The organism is Kitasatospora sp. NBC_00374 (assembly GCF_041434935.1).
Lineage (GTDB): Bacteria > Actinomycetota > Actinomycetes > Streptomycetales > Streptomycetaceae > Kitasatospora.
The window spans coordinates 8,119,075-8,140,345 of sequence record NZ_CP107964.1 but is presented as its reverse complement, the minus strand read 5'-3'; the positions used below and the strand labels follow the sequence as shown (position 1 = coordinate 8,140,345).

The following is a 21,271-nucleotide window of genomic DNA, read 5'->3' as shown; positions in this document are numbered from 1 at the left end:
AACGCAACGAATTTGCTTTAACTGAGCGTAGGGCCGTGCGGCCACTAACGCAAATTATTGGCGTTAGACCGGTGGCTGCCACCCCGACACCACCCGGATCAGGGTGAACTGCGCATGCCGACACCGGATCTGACACCCCAGGAGGCGGCCCGGTGGGCCGACCGCGCGGGACTGTCCCACGAACAGGCCGCACCGGCGGTACGGCTCCCGTTCACTGCCTGACCCTTCCGGACCGACCACGCCGGACGCTGCGCCGGACGTTCGGGGTTCAGGCCGGCGCCGCCTTGACGCAACGAATTTGCTTTAAGATGGCGGTGTGAGCCGCAAACCGATCGTCCGCCCCGGGGGCCGCAGCGCCCGAGTCCAGCAGTCGGTCCACACCGCCGTGCGCGAGCTCGTGGCGGAGGTGGGCCGCGAGGCACTGACCGTGCCACTGATCGCCGCCCGCGCCGGGGTCACCCCCTCGACGGTCTACCGCCGCTGGGGCGACGTCCACGAGCTGCTGTCGGACGTCGCGGTCGAGCGCCTGCGCCCCGAGTCGGAGCCGGCGGACCTGGGCGACCTGGCCTCCGACCTCACCGCCTGGGCGGAGCAGTTCCTCGACGAGATGAACTCTCCCCCGGGCCGCGCCTACATCCGCGACGCCCTGCTCGGCGACCCGGACGGGGACAACGCGGGCCAGTGCTCCGCCTACGCGGCCGAGCAGATCGACGCCATCCTCGCCCGCGCGGCCGCCCGCGCCGAGCGGACCCCCGACACCGAGACGGTCCTGGACACCGTGGTCGCGCCCTTGATGTACCGCATCCTCTTCAGGCCCGGCCGGCTCGACGCCCCCTACGCACGCCGGTTGGTCGACGCCCTCCTCGGGACGCCGCCCGAGCCGGCGGCCGTCCCGCCCGGGTAGCCCCTGCGGACCCTTTCGGGACAGTGGGCGTGGCGCCTCGCGCGACCCTGCGTGGCAGATCCCCGCGTGCGTACCACCGTTGGGTCGCGGCCGAGTCCCGCGGCCAAAGCCCTTTTCGTGATCGCGAAGGTGCTGCAAGCTGTGGTGCAGATGCACCGATCAGGGGCTACGGGGGGACGTCACGTGACTCCTCCCCCGGCTAAAGCCGGGGGCTTCTCGCTATGCCGGTACGGCTTAGCGACGGACCAGCCCGGCCCGTAGAACATTGAGTGCTCCCACGGTGTCAGCGTGCGCGTGGTGGCCGCACCGCTGACAGTGGAACTTCTCCTGTGCGGGCCGGTTCTCCTTGGCGACGTGCCCGCATTCGGGGCAGGTCCGGGAGGTGTTGCGGGGGTCCACGGCGATCAATTCCCGTCCGGCACTTTCAGCCTTGGCGTGCAGGACCGCGAGGAACACCCCCCATCCGGCGTCGGCAATGCTGCGGTTGAGTCCGGCCTTTGAGGCGGACCCGTTGGGCAGGAAAACGCCCGGCTGATCGGGGTCGGGCTTCGGCTTGGGGGCCTTGCTCATGTTGCGGATCTTGAGGTCTTCGTGCGCGATGAAGTCGTGCGCGCGGACCAGTCCAAGGGCGGTCTTGTGGGCGTGGTCGAGGCGTTGGCGGCGGACCTTGCGGTGGAGGTCGGCGACCTTGGCCACGGCCTTGCGGCGGCGGTTGCTGCGCCGCTTGCACCGGGCAAGGGCCTGCTGTGCGGCTTCGATCTTCGCGGCGACGGTGCGGGCGTGGCGCGGGTTGGGCACGAACTCGCCGTTGGAGTCGGCAAGGAAGTTGGCTATGCCCAGGTCGATGCCGACCACGCTGCCCGTCGCGGGCAGCTGCTCGGGCTGGTCCTGCTCGGCGGTCAGCACGACGAACCACTTGCGGCCCTCGCGCTTGACACTGACGGTTCTGACCTTGCCGACCACGGCCCGGTGCTGATTGACCTTGACGTGTCCGACGCCTTGGAACCGGACGCGAGTGACGGGGTCGTGCGGGGTGGAGTCCCACCGGCAGCCGTCCCCGTCTTTCGGGAACTCGACCGTGTCGAACCAGTTCACACCCCGGAACCGGGGGTAGCCGGGCGTCTCACCGGACTTGACCCGGCGGAAGAACGCCGCGAACGCCTTGTCGAGACGGCGGAGAGTCGCCTGCTGGGAGGAGAACGACCACCGGCCCTGACGCTCCGGGTCGAATGCCCGGATGTCCTTGAGCTGCGCCGACTGCATCCCGTACTTGACGCTCGTCTTCGACGGGTGCCGGTAGGCGTCGCGGCGTTCCTGCAACGCCCCGTTGTAGAGCGAACAGTGATCCCGCAGCATCTCGGCGAGTGCCTGTGTCTGACCCACGGTGGGCCGCATGAGGAACTTGTATGCACGGATCATCCGGTCCACCCCCTCCCGGTGCTGACGATTGATCATACTACGCTTGGCCCATGTCACCACGTTGGGAACCAGACCCCGATATACGGCGGGGAAACCATGTCGTCTCCAACCTGCACGCACACTTGGTGTTTGTCACCAAGTACCGGCGTGAGATCTTCAACGACGAGATGCTGACGCGCTGCGAGATGATCATGCGCGACGTGTGCGACGGCTTCGGCGCGGAGCTGCGGGAGTTCAACGGCGAGGGCGACCACGTCCACCTCCTGGTGCACTACCCGCCGAAGGTCTCCGTCTCCAAGCTGGTCAACAGCCTCAAGGGCGTCAGCTCCCGCTACCTGCGGGCCGAGTACACCGGGCGCATCAACCGGATCGGCATGGGGTCCGTCTTCTGGGCACCCTCGTACTTCGCGGGGTCCTGCGGCGGCGCACCGCTCAGCATCGTCAAGGACTACATCGAGAACCAGAAGCGCCCCGTTTGACCGTCACCACGGAGGCGCAGAGACCTCCGGCGCTCCGCGCCTCCGTGCCAGGGATCGTATTCCCGCCCGGCCTGAAGGCCGGGATTCCCTGCGAAGATCAAGGATGGGGGAGCTGCGCGGCGGCTACAGGGTGCACTTCGTGGTGGCGCTGGTGCTCTGCGGGGCCGATCTGCTGTGCATGGCGTCGACCTGGCTGCCCGGCGAGTACGTCGTGCCGCGGGGGCTGGTGATCGGACTGTTCATCGCGGTGTTCCCGGTCTTCATCTCCGCACTCGTCCGGGTCGTCATCAGCGGCGGGTTCCAGCAGATGGGGCGGGGCAACGGCCACCGGCTCGTCGAGTACGTCCGGCTGCTGCCACCCGTCATGAAACTCGTCTACGCGCTCGTCGTCGGGGCCGCCGCGCTGGGACTCTCGACGGCCGCCGGGACGGCCGAGGATGCGCAGGCGGACGCATCGGGCTACTACTACACGTACTGGGACAGGTCCGCCCAGCCGCAGCACCTCAGCCGGGTCGAGCTGACCAGGCCCGAGTACTACGAGGTACTGAAGAGCCAACTCCGTATCTTCAGCGCAGGACCGGCGGTGTTCCACGCAGCCGGCAGCTTCCTCGTGGCCGTCGCGGCATCGGCGGCCGCGGCCCGCACGCGGCGGTCGGCCCCGGGGCGTCCGCCCGGCGCTGCGAGGCGGCCCGGGCGGACCTGAAGCCCGGACGACGTCCGAGCCGTACCCTCGACGAGCCTCAGGACGCCGGCGGCCGGGTCGCGTCAGATTGCCATCGCTCGCCGTGCGTTGCCGACCCCTGCCCCACCTCGGCGACAAGCTCGGGCTCCTGACGGGTGGACAGCCGCGGACAGCGTTGAACAGTCCCCGCCACTGTCGTGCCTGGAAAGTGGGCACCGCCTGACACGAGTCTGGGTGCGCCAGGAACGTGGCACACCGTCGCGACGGAGTCGTCCTGACACCGTGACACACACCATCCCAGGGATACCGGGCCCGCCCACAGTCGCGCCCGCGCCCGCACCCATAGGAGCAACACCATGACGTCCCGCCCGCCCCGTGCCATAGCCGTGCTGACCGCCGCCGCCGCCCTGTGCGTCACCACCGCCACCACCGCACACGCCGCCCAGGACGCCGAACGGCGCCCGCCGAGGATCGTCATCGACTGGGCCCGTGCGTGGAACGGCACCGACCCCCAGGCGCTCGGCGCCCTGTTCACCGCCGGCGGCACCTACACCGACGAGGCCGTGGGCATCACCTTCCACGGCCGCCAGGAGATCGCCGGGTGGAAGGCCCGCGCCGACAGCCTCATCGACAACGTCCACGTCACCGTGCGCGCCGCCCACCGCGACGGCGACCGCATCACCGTCGAGGCCGTCTACTCCGGCCACCTCAAGGGCGCACCCAAGCCCTTCGCGGTGCCGATGACCACCCTCCTCGACCTCGACAGGAACGGTTGCCGGATCACCTCCGACCAGGACCACTACAGCCTGACCACCGTCCTCACCCAGTCCGGCCTGCCCGCCGACTGGACCCCGCCCGCCCACTGACCGCGGCCGGAGCGCCCGGCATCACCTCCGGCGCACCCCCGCCGCCGCCCCGGCTGCCGCCGTAACGCGCTCAGCCGGCAGGTCCGTTGCCCGTCTCGGACTGCGTGAGGGTGCGCCGGAGCCAGCGGGAACGGGCATCGCGGGCGTCCCGGGTGAGGGCGGCCTGGGGCGCGATGGTGTCGAAGCCGTGGAAGGCTCCGGGCCACACGTGCAGTTCGGCCTGGCCGCCGGCCTGCCAGATCGCATGGGCGTAGGCCACATCCTCGTCCCTGAGGGTCTCGGCCGATCCGACCTCGATGTAGGCCGGGGGCAACCCGGAAAGGTCGGTGGCGCGGGCCGGAGCCGCGTACGGCGGCAGGTCCGCGGCACCGTACCGGTCGCCCAGCAGCGCCTGCCAGGCGGTCGCGTTGGAGGTCCGGTCCCAGGTGTCGCGGCCGGCCATCTGCCGGCTGGAGAGGGTGTTGTCGCGGTCGTCGAGCATCGGGCACAGCAGCAGTTGCCCGATCGGTGCGGGACCGCCCCGGTCACGGACGAGCAGGGCGAGTGCCGCGGCGAGGCCGCCGCCGGCGCTCTTTCCGCCGACGATGATGCGGTCCGCGTCGATGCCGAGTGCGGCCGCGTGCGCGGCCACCCAGGAGAATCCGGTGTAGCAGTCCTCGACCGGTCCCGGGTACTGCGCCTGCGGTGCCAGACGGTACTCGACGGAGATGACGGCCAACTCCAGCGTGAGGGCCCACTCGCGAAGCAGCTGCGGAAGGACGGACCACGCATTGCCCATCACCATTCCGCCGCCGTGCATGTAGTACAGCAGCGGCAGCGGCCCGGCGAGCCCGGCCGGCCGTGCGCTCACGAGCGTCACGTCCGGCCCGGCCGGCACTCCCGGCACACGAATCTCGGCCACCTCGAAGCGGCCGTCGGCCCGGAGCTCCCGGACCGTCGGCCTGGGCCGGGCCGCGGCGTCCCGTTCCTGCCGGGCCGCCAGGTTCTGCGGGGTCAGGGGCTCCCGCGCCCCGTCCCCCAACGCCGCCAGGGCCAGAGCCAGTTCGGGGTCGAACGGGGGTGGCGCGTCCCGAGCCGTCCGGACGGGGCCGGGCTCCGTCGGCGAGCCGCCGCTCATGACCGGCCGGCCCGTCGGACGAGGGCGTACCGGCCTGCATGGTCGGTGCACATGCACCCGGGGAACGCTCGCGCGAGGTCCATGCCGCGTAGTCAATCACCTGCCGGACGACGGTCACCACGCGCGCCCCTGACGCCCGCCGCCGCGGCGGGTTCGGCGGCCCTCAGCGACGCGGGCAGCAGGGCCACGCGGGAACGGCCTGCCCGGCCGGACGACAGCGGGGCCGGCGCCGGGACGGGGCTCGGCCGCCGCTGTCGCGTCGTCGGTCTACTGAGGGGGGCTCTCCAGGACGAGTCGGACCTCCGTCACCTCGTACCCGGCGCGGTCGAAGGCCGCTGCCATCGGGACGTTGACGGTGTCCGTGGTGGCGGTGATGCGCTCGGCGCCCGCGGCCGCGTGGAAGCGGGTGATCTCGGCCAGGATCTCGTCGATCAGGCCTCGGCCCCGCTGTTCCGGCACCACGCCCAGGTATCCCACGTTGCGGTGGTAGGGCGTCGCCGAGGGGATGGCCATTCCCGCCGGAGTCCCGTCCGGGAGATGGGCCAGACGCCACCATGAGCGCTCACCGGGGCAGTCGAGGTAGAACTCGAAGTCATCGCGGGCCAACTGCTCGGCGTCCATGGTGCGCAGCTCGTTCTGCGTCGCGAGATCGAGGCTGCCGCGGGAGAGGCTCACGAAGGCGTCCAGGAACTCCTCGTCGGTGCCCTCCCGGAAGACCAGCCGCCCGGTGGGCCCGGCAACCCCGGCCTGCGGGGTCCACTCGTAGCGCAGCCGCTCGATCTCGCGCGTGAGCCCGGCCTTGTCCGCGGCCTGCCGGCGCCAGGCGACCGCCTCGGCCAGGTCCGGCTCGGCGCGCCACCCGCGCGGCAGCGAGATGTTGTAGCCCGGGAGGTTCCCGAACTCGGCGTGGCCGGCCGCGAGCAGGTCGGCGGCCAGGGCGGCCGGGTCGGTCACGCCGGCCCGGACCTGGAGGCAGTCGAGCGCGATGGGCCGCTCGCTGTCGGTGCGGCCCCACCACAGGGCGCGGGCCAGGATCTCACCGTCGTCGTCCTCGGCGAACCAGACCCACTCGGAGCGCATCCGGTTCTCGGCGAGTTCCTCGCGGATCCTCTCGGCGGTCAGTGCGGGGACGGGACCGTCGGCCAAGTAGGCGACGGCTCGGTCGAGGTCTGGGGGGCCTGCGGCAGCAGAACGGAAACGCATCAGGTGATGATCACACAGGACCTCCTGATCACGCCATCGCTTCGGACACGGACGGCAGAACTCGGACCTGCGTGGGCCCGTGGGAACGCAGGTGGCGAACGGGACGGGCGGGCGACCGGAACCGGCTCCGGGCCGAGGCACGGGGGGGTGCTCGGAGGTGATCGCGCGTCAATGCTCCAAGGCCCGGATGCCCTCGGTGCGGGCGACTCCTTGTCGACCCGGCAGGTCGGCGTCGGGCGGAACGGCTGGGCGCGGCGGCGGGCGGCTGAGGCAGCGGCCGTGTGAGGCCGGAGTCCCCGTGGTGGGCGCCCGCGGGCTCAGGTGGAGTCGGTCGCCATGAACACCGGAACGGCACTACGCCACACACGGATTGGCTATCCGGTGGAGGGCTGACCGCACCGCGGGTGCGCACCACGCACCCACGCGGTTCGGCACGCGGACCTCCCAGTGCTCGCTGCACTGCGAGTCCGAATTCCGCGTCGAACACAGCGAGGCCACCCACATGACAGTCACGTTCAACCACACCATCATCGCCGCCAGCGACCGCGACGAGTCGGCCCGGTTCTTCCGCGAGCTGTCGGAACTGCCGGAAGCGCCGTCCTGGGGCCCGTTCACCAACATCCAGCTCCCCGACGGCGTGCTCCTTCAGTTCGCCGAGCCGCCGATGGAGATCCAGATGCAGCACTACGCGTTCCTCGTCGACGACGAACTGTTCGACCGCGCCCACCGGCGGCTGTGCGACCTCGGCATCGAGCACTGGGCCGATCCGCAGATGCGACGTGCGGGTGAGACCAACACCGAGCACGGCGGTCGCGGGGTGTACTTCAAGGACCCCTCCGGCCACGCGCTCGAACTGATCACGCGTCCGTACCTGTAGCCCGCGCGGCGGGTGGTCGGGCATCCCCGGGCGGGGCGCAGGGGTGGGACATCGGCGTCGCCACCGGGGACGAGATGCTCGGCATGTCGAACGCGCTCACCGTGCACTGACGCGCGCGGGCCGACGCTCGCTCACCGCCCCCCACCCACCGGGGCGATGGGCGAGCGCCCGGCGTGCTGGTACCGCGAGAGAACGGGCGACGATCCCTGCCGCCCCGCGGCAACAGGACCCCGGCCCCCGGGCCGCCGCCGCACCCCTGGAACGGGCTGCACCACGGGATGCCGACTCCCCCGGAGACACGTCCCGCGCGACGGACGACGGCCCGCACGACGCCGCCCCGCGCAAACCGCCGGAACCGCCTGCGTCCGACCTCTTGCCGCGCCGACCCGTTCTCCCTAATGTGAACCTTCAAATCCCAGGACATACATGCGGCAGTCTCTGCGAGGAACAGATTTGAACGATCAAATACGACCGGACCCGCCCGCCGACACCGGCCCGGCGGTCGGCTACCTCGACTTCGCGAGGGTCGGCCCGCTCTCCCGTCCGGCCGCCGCCGCGATCGCCGAGGCGACCGGGCTGGCCACCCGTCTCGACCCCGCCGACCTCGACCTGCTGTTCGCCCGCGCCGACGCCGCCCGGGACTCGGCGGCCCGCCTGCTCGAAGCCCGTCCGCACGAGATCGCCCTCGTCCCCTCCACCAGCAACGGCCTGTTCACCGTGGCCGCCGCGCTGGACGGGGCCGGCACCGTCCTGGTGCCGCGCGACGAGTTCCCGGCCAACCTCTATCCCTGGCTCCGGTTCGCCGCCCGCGGCGGGCCCGCCGTCCGCCTCGTCGAGCCCGCCGGACACCGCCACCTCACCCCCGACCTGCTGCGCCGCCACCTCACTCCCGACGTCACCGCCCTCACCGTCAGCGCCGTCGACTCGCTCACCGGCCATCCGGCTCCGCTCGCCGCCCTCAAGGAGGTCCTCGGCCCCGGCCGGCTCCTGATCGTCGACGCCATCCAGGGCCTGGGCAGCGTGCCGCTGGAGACGAAGGCCGCCGACGTCCTCGTCAGCGGAGGCCAGAAGTGGCTGCGCTCGGGGTGGGGAGCCGCGCTGCTGCTGATCCGCGACCGCTGCGCCGACCGCCTGCGGCCGGGCCTCGGCGGCTGGGCCGGCGTCACGGACCCGTTCGCGCAACGGCATCCGGCGACGCCGCTGCCCGGTGCCGCCGCCCACCTCGCCACCAACCCGGACTTCCCGGCCGCCGCGGCCCTCGGCGCGGCCATCGACGACCTGTTCGACCAGGGCGGCCCGGCCGCGGTCGGCGCCCGCATCCGCGCCACCCTCGCGGAGCTGCTCGACCGCGCGCGCCGGGCCGGCGCCGACGTCCTGCTGGACGGCCTCGACCCCCGGGAGCGCGCCGGCATCGGCACCTTCCGGCTGCCCGGCCACGACCCCGCCACCGTCCATCGCACGCTCGAAACCGCCGGCCTGATCACCACCCGCCGCGGCGAGTGGATCCGGCTCTCCCCCCACGCCTCCACCTCCACCGCCGCGGCGGACCTTCTCACCGACGCCCTGCGCACCCTCACCCGCCCCGCGCCCCACCCCGAGCCCCACCCCAAGCCCCACCCCGAGCCCCACCCCGAGCCCCACCCCGAGCCCCACCCCGAGCCCCACCCCGCGCCCCACCCCGCGCCCCACTCCGAGCCCCACCCCGAGGAGCCGACATGTCCCACCAGCTGAGCCGCCGCCACCTGCTCCAGCTCGCCACCGCATCCGCCGCCGGGCTCGGTCTCACCGCCTGCGGCGGTGGACCGGGTGGCGACTCCGCCGGCGGCGACGGCGAGAGCGGCCAGATCACCGTCTGGAGCTGGACCACCGCCGCCGAGGCCCTGCGCGGTGTCGTCCCCTCCTTCGAGAAGGACAACCCCGGCATCAAGGTCGACATCCAGGACGTCGGCAACCCGGCCATCTGGGACAAGATCACTGTCGGCCTCGCCTCCGGTGGCAAGGGTCTCGCCGACGTCCTGCACATCGGCGTCGACTACCTGCCCGGCTACCTGGAGAAGTTCCCCAACGGCCTCGCCGACCTGTCCCAGCTCGGCGCCGACCGGCACAAGGACGCCTTCGCCCAGGGCCTGTGGCCGACCGTCATCGGCAAGGACAAGGCCGCCCACGCCCTCCCCTGGGAGGTCAACCCGCTCGGGCTGTTCTACCGGCAGGACTACTTCGAGAAGGCGGGCGTCGACCCGGCCACCATCAGCAGCTGGGACGACCTGATCGCCGCCGGCCCGAAGGTCCTCGCCGCCACCGGCGCTCAGCTGCTCGGCCTGGACAAGCCCGGGACCACGCAGGACATGGACTTCTTCCAGAACCTGATGCAGCTCCAGGGCGCCTTCTACTTCGACCACGACGGCAGGGTCACGCTGGCCTCCCCCGCCGCCGTCCAGGCCCTCACCCTCATCAAACGGCTCAACGACGCCGGCCTGCTCGCCGACACCGCCGGCCAGGGCACCTGGAAGCGCCTGGTCGGCGAGGGCAGGCTCGCCACCGTCCCCTACCCCGCCTGGGCCGTCGAGTACCTGGCCACCAAGTTCCCCGACCAGAGCGGGAAGTGGCGCGTCATGCAGCCGCCCGCCGCCGTCCCCGGGGGCCGGCGCAGCGCCATCGTCAACTCGACCTACCTGGCCGTCGCGGCCTCCAGCAAGCGTCGCCGGGCCGCCTGGCGATTCGTCGAGTACGCGCTCACCAGGCCCGCCGAGATCAACCGGATGTTCACCTCCGGCGGTGTCTTCCCGGCGCTCAGCGCCGCCTACGGCGACCCGATGTTCAGCGCGCCCAATCCGTTCTACGGCGGCCAGAGCGTGCTCAGGTCCTTCGTGGACTCGCTCACCACGGGATCCGATGCCACCAACTTCACCGGCGACTACGCCCGTGCCCTCAAGCTCGCCAGTGACGCCCAGAGCCAGGTGCTGCTCAAGGGCGCCGACCCGGCCACCGCGCTCAGGGACGCCGCCCGGCAGCTCGCCCAGCAGACCGGCCGGCAGCAGGCGGTCTGACCCCATGTCCCTCGCCCCGCCCGAACCCGCTCCCGCCACCGGCGCCCCCGGCCGCCGGGCCGTCCCCCCGCGCGCCGGCCGTGCCCGTCCCGGCCGGCGGCGGGTGCTGACCCGCGGCTCCGTCCCCTACCTGCTGATCATGCCCGCCGTCCTGGGCTTCGCGGTCTTCAAGGCGTACCCGATCGCCGACTCGCTCTGGATCAGCCTCACCACCGGCAACGGCGACGACCGCCGCTTCGCCGGGCTCGCCAACTACCGGCGGCTGCTGGACGATCCGCTGTTCTGGACGGCGCTGAAGAACACCGGGCTGATCCTGGTGGTCCAGGTGCCGCTGATGCTCGGCCTCGCCCTGCTCGTCGCCCTCGGCCTCAACTCCACCAGGGTCCGGTTGCGCCCGCTCTGGCGGCTGGGCGTCTTCGTCCCCTCGCTGACCGGACTGGTCGCCGCCGGCGTGATGTTCTCCGTGATCCTCAACCGCGACGCCGGGCTGCTGAACTGGGTGCTGTCGCTGTTCGGCGTCGACCGGGTGAACTGGCTCGGCAGCTCCTCGTGGGCCCGCGTGGGCGTCGTCCTGGTCATCACCTGGCACTACACCGGCTACAACGCCGTGATGTACCTGGCCGGACTGCAGGGCGTACCCGCCGAGCTGTACGAGGCCGCGATGGTGGACGGCGCCGGCCCGATCCGCCGCTTCGTCTCCATCACCCTCCCCCAGCTGCGGCCGATCCTGCTGCTCACGGTGGTGCTCTCGACCATCGGCACCCTGCAACTCTTCGACGAGCCGTACGTCCTCACCGGCGGCGGCCCCGACAACGCCACCCTGACGGTCACCATGTACCTCTACAACAACGGCTTCAAGTACTTCGACTTCGGCTACGCCTCGGCCCTCGCCTACGCGCTCGCGCTGCTCGTGTCGGTGCTCGGCATCCTGCAGGTCCGGCTGATGGGAGAGCGCCGGTGAAGGCCCGCGGCACACTGCTCACCCTGCTGCTCGCGGGTGCCTTCGGGCTCTGCGTCGGCCCCTTCTACTGGCTCGCCGTCGCCGCCACGCAGGACGACAAGGACGTGTTCTCCTGGCCGCCGAAGCTGCTGCCCGGTGGCCACCTCATGGACAACCTGCGCGGGCTCCAGGAGTCGATCGGGCTCACCCGCGTCCTGCTCAACTCCGTGCTGGTGGCCGGCGTGCAGACGGTCGGCGCGGTCGTCGTCTCGGTGCTGGCCGGCTACGCCTTCGCCAAGTTCGAGTTCCGTGGGCGCTCGCTGTTCTTCGTCCTGCTGCTCAGCACCCTGGTCATCCCGGACACGGTGATGCTGATCCCGATCTTCCAGATGATGACGGAACTGGGCCTGATCGACTCCTACCAGTCCGTCATCCTGCCCGGCCTGGTGACCCCGTTCGGCATCTTCCTGATGCGGCAGGCACTGCGCTCCATGCCGGACGAACTCCTGGACGCGGCCCGCGTCGACGGTGCCGGCGAACTGCGGGTGCTGTGGCGGATCGTCATCCCGGTCAACCGGCCGGTCATCGCGGCGCTCGCGCTGTTCGTCTTCCTCGGCGGCTGGAACCAGTTCGTCTGGCCGCTGATCGCGCTGCGCAGCCCCGAGATGTACACGCTGCCGGTCGCCACCGCGACCCTGCAGGGGCTGTCGACCACCGACTACGCGCAGGTCCTGCTGGCCGGTGCCATCGCCGCCGTCCCCGTGATGCTGCTCTTCCTCGTCCTGCAACGCCAGTTCATCTCCGGTCTGTTGGCCGGGGCCACCAAGGAGTGACCATCGTGACCACCGAACCGCGACCCGGCGCCGAGCACACCGCGCAGGCGGCCACCGCACCGGACGGCGGTGCGCCGCAGCCCGTCCCGGTCTGGCGGCCGAACACGCCGGCCCGCGCCGTCCCCGACACCGTCGGCGAGTGGCGGCTGCCCACCGGCCTCCTCGACCCGACCGGCGTCCCCCTGACCGTCCACCTCACCGGGCTCGGGTGCGACCGGCTGGACACCGCCGTCACCCCGGTCGGCGAGGGGGTGGCACTGATCGAGATCACGGTGCCGGCGCAGGCCACGGTCCGCGCCGAATGGCGGGTACCGTGCGTCGGAGCCACCGCCTTCTGGACTCCGGACACCAACGCCTCCCGGTGGCTGCCGCCGTCCTGGGTCGCCCCGCGCACCGTCTCGCTCAGCCTCGGCGCCCCCGTGGCCGCCCTGGTCGGGACCGGCGACCGCGCGCTGTGCACCGCCGCCGCCGGCGAGGCCACCGCACCCGTGCGGGTGGGCGCCGGTGTGGTGGAGGAGAGCGGCGAGTTCGCGTTCACCGTCGAGCAGGACCTGGGCCCGGACGGGCCGCCGATGCGGCTGCGGATCGACCTCAGCGGGCGCCACTTCGCGACCACCCTGCAGGCCGTCAGCGCCTGGTGGGCCGAGGGCCTCGACCACCCCGGCGTCGCCCCCGCCGCCCGGATGCCCGCCTACTCCACCTGGTACAGCCTGCACCAGAACGTCGACGCCGCGACCGTCGAGCGGCAGGCCGTCCTGGCGGCCGCCGTCGGCTGCGAGAGCGTCATCGTCGACGACGGCTGGCAGACCACCGACCGGACCCGAGGGTACGGACACTGCGGTGACTGGGAGCCCAACCCGGCGGCCTTCCCCGACCCGGCGGCGCACGTCGCCGAGGTCCACCGGGCCGGTCTGGCCTACCTCCTGTGGTACGCGGTGCCCTTCATCGGCCGGCACAACGACGCCTGGGACCGCTTCAAGGGGATGATCCTGCGCGAGGAGCCGCACCTGGACGCGGCCGTGCTCGACCCGCGCCACCCCGAGGTCCGCGGCTACCTGGTCGAGCGGGTCTCCCGCGCCGTCGAGGAGTGGGGCATGGACGGTGTGAAGCTCGACTTCATCGACCGTTTCGCCGTCGCAGACCCCCCGCCCGCCCCGGCCGGCGCGGACCGCCGCGGCGTCCACGAGGGCGTGCTCCAGTTGCTCGCCGACCTCGACACCCGGCTGCGCCGCACCAGGCCGGACGTGATCGTGGAGCACCGCCAGCCGTACGTCGGTCCGGGTCTGTGGCCGTACGCGACGATGGTCCGCGCGACCGACTGCCCGCTCAGCCCCGCCGAGAACCGTCAGCGCACCGTCGACTGCCGGCTCACCGCGGGCCCGATCGCCGTGCACGCCGACATGATCATGTGGCACTCCGCCGAGACGCCCGAGGCCGTCGCCGTCCACCTCGTCAACGCCCTGTTCTCGGTGCCGCAGATCTCCGTCGACCTCACCGCCCAGAGCCCCGACCAGCTCGCGGCCCTGCGCTTCTGGCTCGGCGTCTTCCGCCGGCACGCCGGCGTCCTGCAACGCGGCGCCCTCGAACCCGCGCGGCCCGACCTCGGCTACCCCCTGGTCCGCGCCCAGGGCCACGACACCACCGTGGTCGCGCGCTACGCACCGATGCCCGTCGCCCTGCCGGAGCGGGAGAGGGGGGACGGTCCGCGGACCGTGCTCGTCGCCAACGCGGACGGCGACCCCGTGGTGCTGCTGGTCGCCACCCGGCCGGAGCGGACCCGGGCCCGTGTCCAGGACTACCGTGGTGAGATCCTGTCCGAGACCGTGCTCGACCTCGTGGTCGGGGTGAACCCGGTGACCGTGCCGACCGGCGGCCTGCTCACCCTGACCCGCGAGGACTGACGACGGGGGCCGGGGGCGGCCACCCGCCGCCCCCGGCCCGCCGACCACCGCCAGCAGAGGAACGATGACCGCTCGCCAGGTGACCATCGAGGACGTCGCGCGCGCGGCCGGCGTCTCCCGTCAGACCGTCTCGAACGCCCTCAACGCGCCCGACCGGCTGCGCGCCACCACGCTCGCCCGGGTCACCGCCGCCATCGACGAGCTCGGCTACCAGCCCGACCAGTCCGCGCGGAGCCTGCGCACCGGCACCCGCAAGGTCATCGCCTATCCCGCCCCCGCCGACAACCCCGCGGACCCCAATCCCCTGATGGGCGGATTCCTCCAGGCCCTGGTGACCGCCGCGGACGCCGTCGGCCATCGTGTGCTGCTCTTCCGCGCCGACCCCCGGCAGGGCGCCGGCGCGGTCGCCAAGTCCTTCCACGGCCTGATCGCCGCCCGGCAGGTCGACGGCTTCGTCCTCTCCGACGTCGTCCACGACGACCCCCGGGTGGACGTGCTCGCCGAAGCCGGCTTCCCGTTCGCCGCCTTCGGGCGCACCGCCCCGGGCCGCCCGCAGAACTGGGTGGACATCGACTCCACCGCCGCCACCGCCGAGCTCGTGCGGCGTCTCCTCGACCAGGGCCACCGCCGGATCTGCTACCTCAACTCCGCTGCGTCTCTGCCCTGGCTCGCCGACCGCCGGGCCGGCTTCCTCCAGGCGGCGGCCGACGCCCCCGACGGCGGGTTCGAGGTCGGCGCCCCCGACGACGACCCGGCCGCGCTCGCCCGCGCCGTCCAGCGCCTGCTCACCGGCCCGGACCGCCCGACGGCCGTGGTCTGTGCGAGTGACTGGCTCGCCCTCACCGCCTACCAGGCCGTCCGCGCCGCGGGGCTCACCGTCGGCGGCGACGTCGCCGTCGCCGGCTTCAACGACATCCCGCTCTGCACGCTCCTCCAGCCCGCCCTCACCAGCGTCCGCCTGCCGCTGGCCGCCATCGCGCGGGGCCTCGTCGACCGTCTGATCACCGCCGTCGAGGACCCCGCCGCGGTGCCGGCCGCCGGGCTGCTGCTCCCCGCGGAGCTGGTCCTCCGCGGCAGCACGCCGAGGCGGTAGCCGGGCCCCGGCCCGTCAGGTGGAGGGCTGTTCGATGAGCTGGGCGATGTAGAGGGCCTCGCCGAGCTTCTCGACCAGGGCGAGCTGGGTGTCGAGGTAGTCGACGTGCTCCTCCTCGTCGGCGAGGATCGCCTCGAAGATGTTGGCGGAGGTGACGTCGTTCCCGGCGCGCATCGCGGCGATGCCGCGGCGGAGCCGGTCGATCGCCTCGACCTCGACGGTCCGGTCCACGGTCAGCATCTCGGTGACGCTCTGGCCGATCCGGACGTGGAAGAGCCGCTGGTAGTTGGGCAGTCCGTCCAGCATCAGGATGCGGTCGGTGAGGATCTCGGCGTGCCGCATCTCGTCGAAGGACTCCGCGCGGGTGTGGGCGGCGAGTCTGGTCCAGCCGAAGTGCTCCTGCATCTTGGCGTGCAGGAAGTACTGGTTGATCGCGGTCAGCTCGGCGGTGAGCTGCTCGTTCAGGTACTCGATGACCTCGGCGTCGCCGTCCATCGGACGTCTCGCTCTCTCCGGCGTGCCGGCCGGTGTGCGGCTGCCGGCAGGCTCCGTGACAGCCTGCGGCGCGTCCTTCCATTGGAACGCGGGGCCGTCGCGGTCGCCACCGTGCACCGGCGCGGGCGGCCCGCGTGGGCGACGGTGGCGGTCGTCGGGAGTGTCGAGGGCATTCGGGGCCTTCCGGGCTCGGTCCGTTCGGGCAGGGCACGCCGCGCGGGCCCGGGCACGCACCCCGGGCTCGGGGTCTCTCCGGTCGTCACTGCGTACTGCGGTTCTGCGCCTGTTCTGCAAGCTTGTGCAGGGCGGCCGCCACCGTCAACGGACACCTGTCGCGGGGACTTGGACTTTTGTCGCGGGCGCGGCCGGGGGTGCAGCACTCTCCGTGGAACTCCGGTGGGCAGCTCTTGACTTCCCCCGGCGAGTGCTGCACGGTTTGCTCGAAGTTGCTCCAACCGACCCAGGAATGAGCAACTTGACACACGGTCGCCGTCCTGCGGGCTTCGCAGGACGGACACGTACGACCGCCGGCCCGGGTCCGCACACCTGGGCCGGCCCGTCGGTGTGCCGACCGGTGCGGCCCGTCCGGCCCGGCGCCTGTTGTCCCCACGAGCCGGCCCCGCCGATCCGTACCCCTGACACCCGGACGGCCGGAGCCACGGCTCGCGGTCCCTCCCCGCGATCCTCCCCCACCCCCAAGGAGTACCTGTGTCCTCCCCGCCCCGCAGAGCAGTGGCCGCCGCCTTCGCCGCTGCCGCCCTGACGCTGTCCGCCACCGCCGCGACCCCAGCGTCGGCGACGCCGCCCACCGCCGGTTACACCATCACCGTCGGCTCGCCGGTCCAGTACGCCCACCCGACGGACACCCCGGCCTCGCCCTACATCGACAAGGACGGCACGTTCTACTTCCAGCAGTCCGCCGCCCTGTACGGCGCGACCCAGCCGCGCTACTGGGACTTCTTCACGGGGACCGACTTCGACACCGCGACCCGCTCCGGCGCGATCAGCAACGCGGTGAACCCGGCGAACGCGAACGACCGGAACAACGACACCACCTGGCGGTGCAACAACAGCCCGACCGGTCTGAGCGCGACCTACTCGGTCGGCAACGCGAGCTACTCCCAGAAGAACTACTGCGACCTGTCGGGCGTCTGGGTGGACCCGGACACCGGCGACTGGTACGGGCTGGTGCACAACGAGTTCACCCCGTCGCCGTTCGCCGACGGCATCCACTTCGACGCGATCGACTACGCGGTCTCCACCGACCAGGGCAGGACCTGGACCATCAGGGACCACGTGCTCACCTCGCCGTACTCCACCCAGCGCGGCGACACCGCGCAGTTCCCGAACCAGACGTACTCCTACGGCGACGGTGACCAGCGGCTGTTCGTCGACACCGCCTCGGGCTACTTCTACGTCTTCTACGGCTCGCGCATCGTGGAGAAGGGCGGCAACTGGACCGACAGCCTGGCGCACGTCGCCCGCGCCCCGATCTCCGCCAAGATGGCGCCCGGCTCCTGGCAGAAGTGGTACAACGGCGCCTGGTCGCAGCCCGGCGTGGGCGGCCTGGAGAGCAACCAGATGCCGGTGGACTCCGCGAGCCAGACCGGCTACACCCCGGTCGCGGGAGACTACAACCCCGCCAACACCGGCACGGCGGCCCAGCAGATCGCGGCCGGGAAACTGCCGCCGAAGTCGCCGCTGTTCGTCATGAACGTCGCCTACAACGCCTACCTGCGACTGTACATCGGTGAGCCGGAGGCCGTGTCGGGCGTCGCCCCGCAGCGGTTCTACGTCACGGACGACCTGTCGAGCCAGAAGTGGCACCTGATCGGCGACACCGGCGGGTACACCACCAACTCCTGGTACCGCTGGTTCCTCGACGGCGCGAACCGGACCAACTCCACGATCGTCGGGCGGAGTTTCCGGTCCTACTGCGCGTTCGAGTGCTCCAACGGCGCCTCCGGCGAGTACGTCGACATCACCCTCGGCGCCTCCACCCGGGCCGCCGCGCCGGTGGACGAGACCAAGGCCTACCGGATCGGCAGCGGCGGCGGCCGCGTCCTCGCGCAGGTCTCCGGCGGCTCCGCCACCACCTCGCTGGCCACCGCCACCGGCTCCGCCCTGGAGTCGTGGATCTTCGCCGGCAACGGTGACGGGTCCTACCGGATCGTCAACTCCTCCACCGGCCGCCTGCTCGGCGTCAACTCCGCGGTCACGTCGGGCCGCGCGTGGGGCGCCCAGCCGACCGTCACCGCCGCCGCGGCGGGCGGGCCCACCGTCGGACAGCAGTGGTTCGTCATCCCCGGCACCTCCGCCGCCAACACCCCCGACGGGACCTACCGGCTGGTCAACCGCTACAGCGGCCTGGTGATCGGCCTGTCCGCGGACTCCGGCCGGCTCGCCGAGACCACACCCACCCGCAGCTGGAGCAACACCACCGGCAACCAGGTCGGCGGGTCCCGCAGCGCGGCGGAGCAGACCCTGACGCTGACCCAGACCGGGCCGGCCCCCGAGACGGTCTCGGTCACCAGCCCCGGCAGCCAGTCCGGGAAGGTCGACACGGCCGTGTCGCTCCAGCTCACCGCCAACGACTCGGCCGGCAAGGCCCTCACCTTCTCCGCCACCGGCCTGCCCGCCGGCCTGTCGATCAGCTCCTCGGGGCTGATCTCCGGCACGCCGAACACCGCCGGATCCTCGACGGTCACGGTCACCGCGTCCTCGGGCACCGCCACCGGCTCGACGTCCTTCACCTGGGCCGTCAACCCGGTGCTCAGCGGCAGCCACACCCTGGTGGCCTCGGGCAAGGCACTCGACGACCCGAACCACTCGACCAGCCCGGGCACCCAGCTGATCACCTGGAGCCCCAACGGCGGCACCAACCAGAGCTGGGTCTTCACCCAGCAGCCCGACGGCAGCTACCAGATCGTCAACGGCCTCTCCAACCTCTGCATGGACGTCAGCGGGGGCAGCGGTTCGCCCGGTGCGCAGATCATCCAGTGGTCCTGCACGGGAGGCGGCAACCAGCGCTGGGTGGTCACCGCCCTCGCGGGCGGCGGCTACCGGGTCGCCGCACAGGGCAGCGGGCTCCTGCTGACCACCGCGTCGGCCTCCGACGGGGCCCTGGTCACCCAGCAGGCCGACACCGGATCCGCGCTGCAGCGCTGGACCATCAGCTGACGCCCGGCCCCGAGGGGCGGGGCTGAGCGGACCAGGCCGATCGGGCCCTGCGGCATCCAGCCGCGGGGCCCGATCGGTTTTCCGGCGACCGCACGGACGAGTTGACGGTCAGTAGACTGACCAGCGAGTCATGACCGCACCAGGGCGTCCGCGAACCGGTGGCCATGACCGGCCGAGGGGGGCCGACGGCGCCGGGGTGAGGCCTGCCTCGGGCTACCGGGGCTCCTCGCACCGGCGGAACCGGTCCCGCCCGACACCGACCAGAAGGAGAACCGAACCGATGGAGCGCATCCTCGTCATCGGCGCGACCGGCCGCAGCGGCGGCCCCGTCGCCCGCCGCCTGCACCGGGACGGCGTCACCGTGCGCATCCTGGCCCGCGACCCCGAGCGCGCCCGGGCCCTGTTCGGCCCCGGCTACGAGATCGCGGCCGGCGACGTCGAGTCACCCGAGAGCGTGCGGAAGGCGCTGCTGGACTGCACCGGCGTGCACGTCGCGATCACGGGCGGCCCCCGGCCGCAGGACTACGACCGGATCGAGCACCTGGGTACCGCCAGCGTGGCCCGGCTGGCCGCCGACGCCGGCGTCCGACTGCTGACCTACGTCTCCGGGGCGACCGTCCGCGCCGAGCACGCGGGGTTCCCCGCCACCGCGGCCAAGCTCGCCGCCGAGGAGGCCGTTCGGGCCTCCGGCGTCCCGTTCACCGTCTTCCGGCCGAGCTGGTTCATGGAGTCGCTGCCCTCCTTCGTCCGTGGTGCGAGGGCCACCGTCCCGGGGCGCCAGCAACTGCCGTTCCGCTTCCTCGCCGCCGACGACTTCGCCGGCATGGTCGGCGCGGCCCACCGCACCGGCGCGGCCGCGGGCCGGACCCTCACGGTGTTCGGCCCGCACGCCCTGTCCATCCCCGAGGCCCTGGCGACGTACTGCGCCGCCGCCCACCCCGGCAGCAAGGTCACCACCGCCCCGCTCCGGCTGCTCCGCGTGGTCGCCGCCGTCAGCCGCGACGACGCCCTGACCACCGCGATCGACAGCATGGCGTACTTCCGGGAGGCCACCGAGGCAGGTGACCCGACCGAGGCCGACGACCTGTTCGGCGCCCCCACCACCACCGTCGCCGAGTGGAGCCGCCGCACCGTGGAGCAGCAGGGCGCGCCCGCAGGGGCGTGAGGCAGAGGGTGAGGGCGGGGGGCGACAGTCGAACGTCACGGACTGTGCCGCCGGGCCGCGCCGGCGGCCACCGTCTCGTTCCGTCCGCCGCCCGGCGCCTCCCGGGCGAGCTCGACGCCCACGCGCTCGGCACGTGCGAACCCGATCGTCGCAAGTCCTTCCGTCAGGGCCCGGCGCGCCGGACAACGCGCCGAAGGCGACCGGGCCGGTCTCGCTGTCATCCCCGGCGGGCCGCAGCCGGTGAGGACGCGGGCAGGCCGCCCGCCAGCGGCAGCCAGACCGGGTCGAGGGCGAGGGCCGACAGTTGGGCCGGGCTCAGCAGCGGCGCGTTCGGATAGGGCTCCATCAGGCCGGCCCCCGGGCCCGGCACGTTGCCCGCGCTGACGAGTACCGTGACCCCGTCGGGCCGCCGCAGGCAGGCGCTCCACACCTGCTCTCCGCCGACCGCCCGATCCGGCCGGTAGACCGTCAGGTAGCTGCCGTCGGGCTGCGCGGTGGTGGTGCAGTTGGGGACGTCCGAGCAGCCCTCGACGTTCGCCGGCCAGCCCGGCCACGGCACCACCCGGCCGAGGCTGATCTCCACGCCGCCCGTGCCGTGGCCGTCCGAGGCGGTGTAGGCGGCCACCATCAGGTCGAGGCGCGTGCCGGGGACGGGGTCCCGCCGCACCGGGCCGCTGAGCGCGAGGTCGGCGGGCAGCTTGGACTTGAACAGCTCCAGAAGCCGGGCGGAATCGGCCGGGGCCGAGGGAGAGGCGACCGCCGGAGCGGTGGGGGTCGCCGAGGAAGCAGGCGACGTCGCCACCGACGGGCCGGCGGCCTCGGCCACCGGGCGCAGCTGGAGGGTCAGCGCGCCGAGGCATCCGAGCGCCGCCACGGCCGCGGCGCTCGCGGCCACCGCACGCCGGCGCTTGCGGCGCCGCCCGCGCTGCGCCGCGCCGGCCGCCATGAGGCCCAGCGGAGCGGGCGGCGAGGCCTCGGCGGCCTCCCGCAGGGCCTGGCTGAAGTCGTCCTCGAGAGACATGGGAAAGCCTGCTTTCAGATCCGGTGGAATGACGAGGGTGACGGGAGGC

18 protein-coding genes are annotated in these 21,271 nt (G+C 72.7%); 13 read left to right on the top strand and 5 right to left on the bottom strand.

What is annotated here, in order from left to right:
• Positions 1 to 316 precede the first annotated feature (316 nt).
• A complete protein-coding gene (locus OG871_RS35540) occupies positions 317 to 904 on the top strand; it encodes a TetR/AcrR family transcriptional regulator (protein ID WP_371502463.1) in 588 nt (195 codons plus the stop codon).
• A gap of 234 nt (positions 905 to 1,138) precedes the next feature.
• On the opposite strand, the gene OG871_RS35535 is transcribed toward OG871_RS35540, so the two are convergent.
• Entirely contained in the window at positions 1,139 to 2,323 is a 1,185-nt protein-coding gene (locus OG871_RS35535; protein ID WP_371493587.1) for an RNA-guided endonuclease InsQ/TnpB family protein, read from the bottom strand.
• A gap of 50 nt (positions 2,324 to 2,373) precedes the next feature.
• On the opposite strand from OG871_RS35535, the gene tnpA reads away from it, so the two are divergent.
• The 3 genes from tnpA (at position 2,374) to OG871_RS35520 (ending at position 4,350) form a co-directional block, all read left to right on the top strand.
• Positions 2,374 to 2,802 carry an IS200/IS605 family transposase gene (gene tnpA, locus OG871_RS35530; protein ID WP_371493489.1) on the top strand — a complete coding sequence of 143 codons (429 nt, stop codon included), beginning with the start codon at positions 2,374 to 2,376 and terminating at the stop codon, positions 2,800 to 2,802.
• Between the two features lie 103 nt (positions 2,803 to 2,905).
• Complete coding sequence (locus tag OG871_RS35525; protein ID WP_371502462.1) at positions 2,906 to 3,505, top strand: hypothetical protein; 600 nt, start codon at positions 2,906 to 2,908, stop codon at positions 3,503 to 3,505.
• Between the two features lie 335 nt (positions 3,506 to 3,840).
• Positions 3,841 to 4,350: a nuclear transport factor 2 family protein gene (locus OG871_RS35520; protein ID WP_371502461.1), complete on the top strand. Its 510-nt coding sequence runs from the start codon at positions 3,841 to 3,843 to the stop codon at positions 4,348 to 4,350.
• 70 nt (positions 4,351 to 4,420) lie between these two features.
• Here OG871_RS35520 and OG871_RS35515 read toward each other — a convergent pair whose 3' ends face one another.
• Together OG871_RS35515 and OG871_RS35510 are read right to left on the bottom strand one after the other, a co-directional pair.
• Complete coding sequence (locus OG871_RS35515) at positions 4,421 to 5,467, bottom strand: alpha/beta hydrolase (protein ID WP_371502460.1); 1,047 nt, start codon at positions 5,465 to 5,467, stop codon at positions 4,421 to 4,423.
• Positions 5,468 to 5,734: 267 nt separating this feature from the next.
• Entirely contained in the window at positions 5,735 to 6,670 is a 936-nt protein-coding gene (locus tag OG871_RS35510) for a GNAT family N-acetyltransferase (protein ID WP_371502459.1), read from the bottom strand.
• 502 nt (positions 6,671 to 7,172) lie between these two features.
• Between OG871_RS35510 and OG871_RS35505 the strand changes: the two genes are divergently transcribed.
• From OG871_RS35505 to OG871_RS35475, 7 genes are all read left to right on the top strand, one after another.
• Positions 7,173 to 7,547 carry a VOC family protein gene (locus tag OG871_RS35505; RefSeq protein WP_371502458.1) on the top strand — a complete coding sequence of 125 codons (375 nt, stop codon included), beginning with the start codon at positions 7,173 to 7,175 and terminating at the stop codon, positions 7,545 to 7,547.
• 453 nt (positions 7,548 to 8,000) lie between these two features.
• The gene (locus OG871_RS35500) at positions 8,001 to 9,278 is read left to right on the top strand and encodes an aminotransferase class V-fold PLP-dependent enzyme (RefSeq protein WP_371502457.1); all 1,278 of its coding nucleotides are present in this window, start codon (positions 8,001 to 8,003) and stop codon (positions 9,276 to 9,278) included.
• Positions 9,263 to 10,594: an ABC transporter substrate-binding protein gene (locus tag OG871_RS35495; RefSeq protein ID WP_371502456.1), complete on the top strand. Its 1,332-nt coding sequence runs from the start codon at positions 9,263 to 9,265 to the stop codon at positions 10,592 to 10,594. Before OG871_RS35500 ends, OG871_RS35495 begins: the two co-directional genes overlap by 16 nt.
• A gap of 4 nt (positions 10,595 to 10,598) precedes the next feature.
• The gene (locus tag OG871_RS35490) at positions 10,599 to 11,555 is read left to right on the top strand and encodes a carbohydrate ABC transporter permease (RefSeq protein WP_371502454.1); all 957 of its coding nucleotides are present in this window, start codon (positions 10,599 to 10,601) and stop codon (positions 11,553 to 11,555) included.
• Positions 11,552 to 12,367 carry a carbohydrate ABC transporter permease gene (locus OG871_RS35485; protein ID WP_371502453.1) on the top strand — a complete coding sequence of 272 codons (816 nt, stop codon included), beginning with the start codon at positions 11,552 to 11,554 and terminating at the stop codon, positions 12,365 to 12,367. Before OG871_RS35490 ends, OG871_RS35485 begins: the two co-directional genes overlap by 4 nt.
• Positions 12,368 to 12,372: 5 nt before the next feature.
• Complete coding sequence (locus OG871_RS35480) at positions 12,373 to 14,268, top strand: glycoside hydrolase family 36 protein (protein ID WP_371502452.1); 1,896 nt, start codon at positions 12,373 to 12,375, stop codon at positions 14,266 to 14,268.
• Between the two features lie 64 nt (positions 14,269 to 14,332).
• Positions 14,333 to 15,361, top strand: coding sequence for a LacI family DNA-binding transcriptional regulator (locus OG871_RS35475; protein WP_371502451.1), 1,029 nt, complete (start codon positions 14,333 to 14,335; stop codon positions 15,359 to 15,361).
• A 15-nt stretch (positions 15,362 to 15,376) separates the two neighbouring features.
• Here the strand turns inward: OG871_RS35475 and bfr are convergent, their stop codons facing one another.
• Positions 15,377 to 15,856, bottom strand: a complete 480-nt coding sequence (bfr, locus tag OG871_RS35470; RefSeq protein WP_371502450.1) for a bacterioferritin — start codon at positions 15,854 to 15,856, stop codon at positions 15,377 to 15,379.
• Between the two features lie 708 nt (positions 15,857 to 16,564).
• On the opposite strand from bfr, the gene OG871_RS35465 reads away from it, so the two are divergent.
• Positions 16,565 to 19,036: an RICIN domain-containing protein gene (locus OG871_RS35465; protein ID WP_371502449.1), complete on the top strand. Its 2,472-nt coding sequence runs from the start codon at positions 16,565 to 16,567 to the stop codon at positions 19,034 to 19,036.
• Positions 19,037 to 19,316: 280 nt separating this feature from the next.
• A complete protein-coding gene (locus OG871_RS35460; protein ID WP_371502447.1) occupies positions 19,317 to 20,201 on the top strand; it encodes an SDR family oxidoreductase in 885 nt (294 codons plus the stop codon).
• Positions 20,202 to 20,418: 217 nt separating this feature from the next.
• Here OG871_RS35460 and OG871_RS35455 read toward each other — a convergent pair whose 3' ends face one another.
• Positions 20,419 to 21,222 (bottom strand): hypothetical protein, encoded by an 804-nt coding sequence (locus OG871_RS35455; RefSeq protein ID WP_371502446.1) that lies wholly within the window; start codon positions 21,220 to 21,222, stop codon positions 20,419 to 20,421.
• Positions 21,223 to 21,271: the final 49 nt, after the last annotated feature.